Source organism: Pseudomonas sp. (assembly GCF_050739655.1).
Taxonomy (GTDB): domain Bacteria; phylum Pseudomonadota; class Gammaproteobacteria; order Pseudomonadales; family Pseudomonadaceae; genus Aquipseudomonas.
Window position 1 is genome coordinate 1 of record NZ_JBOIBY010000334.1, and the last position, 1,068, is coordinate 1,068.

Annotated in this window: 1 protein-coding gene; it reads right to left on the bottom strand. The window is 56.4% G+C overall.

Going from position 1 to position 1,068, the window contains the following annotated elements:
* Window positions 1-184 precede the first annotated feature (184 nt).
* On the bottom strand, window positions 185-505 hold the full coding sequence (locus tag ACRESJ_RS16180) for a hypothetical protein (RefSeq protein WP_431758799.1): 321 nt from the start codon (window positions 503-505) through the stop codon (window positions 185-187).
* Window positions 506-1,068 lie beyond the last annotated feature (563 nt).

Genomic DNA, 1,068 nt, shown 5'->3' on the forward strand with positions numbered 1-1,068 from the left:
TGGCCTCATCGCGGGCAAGCCCGCTCCCACAGGTTCAGCGGGTGTACGCAAATTCCTCGACCAACCAAAACCACTGTGGGAGCGGGCTTGCCCGCGATGGCGGAGTGTCAGACACCATAAATGTTGGATATGCCGCCTTCATCGCGAGCAGGCTCGCTCCCACAGGGGTAATGGGTCTGGCTTGTTATCGCAGGGCCTGCGCCCGCAACCGCCGCCCAACCACATCCAGCACATCACAACCATCACGCAACGGGATGGCGCAGAGCGAGGCGAAGTCGCTGAGGATGAAGGACTCACACTCGATCGAGCCCCGCATGGACAGGTTTTCCAGCACTTGGGTGACAACACGGATCCGGTAGTTGGCGGCGTCCATCAGGATGTCGAGCGGGACATGGGTGTCGATGAAGTAGGTGGGCATGTCCGTGCAGTTGCCGGTCATGGCCATGTAGCGGTTGTCGCGGGGAGAGGGTTTTTCGTAGGGTGGATCTGGGTGCAGGGTTTTCATGTTTTCTAACTCGGGAAGAGAATACCGAGCTGCCGAAAGCCTTTCCTACGGGCGGGGTGGCAGCCATGTACGGGGTAGGAAAATCGAGTCCCGAGAACCTCGACCACGCCGAAGCGTGCCCGTACATGGCCGCCGCAGCTGATCTTACGGACGCATGTAAGCGGCCGCAATTCAGGTACTGGGTGCCAATGAGATTCTCGGGACTATCGAGGTTCCTACACCTCACCACTGAATTTCAGTGACCCGCAAAGCCTACCCACCCAACACCTTCGAAACCAGTTCACGCAAATCGCCACAATTCGAAGGAAATGTCCGAAGACCTTGCCCAGAAATTTCTTTGGACCGTTGGAAATCGTTCGCGAAGAAAGCGCTGTTGCCCTCAACATCACAGCCCAACGGGTATTTCCGGGTTCTAAGAAAAACAGAAATGTCCTACACCATTTGACACCGGGCACAAGATTTTTGATCGACAAAAAACTGTGGGAGCTAGCCTGCTAGCGATGGCGGCGGCACATTCAACATCTTCTTTGAATGTGAAGGCCCTATCGCTAGCAGGCTAGCTC

Bases quoted from the DNA above. Each gene is read 5' to 3' on its own strand.
- ACRESJ_RS16180 (WP_431758799.1), bottom strand. From the start codon at position 505: ATGAAAACCCTGCACCCAGATCCACCCTACGAAAAACCCTCTCCCCGC.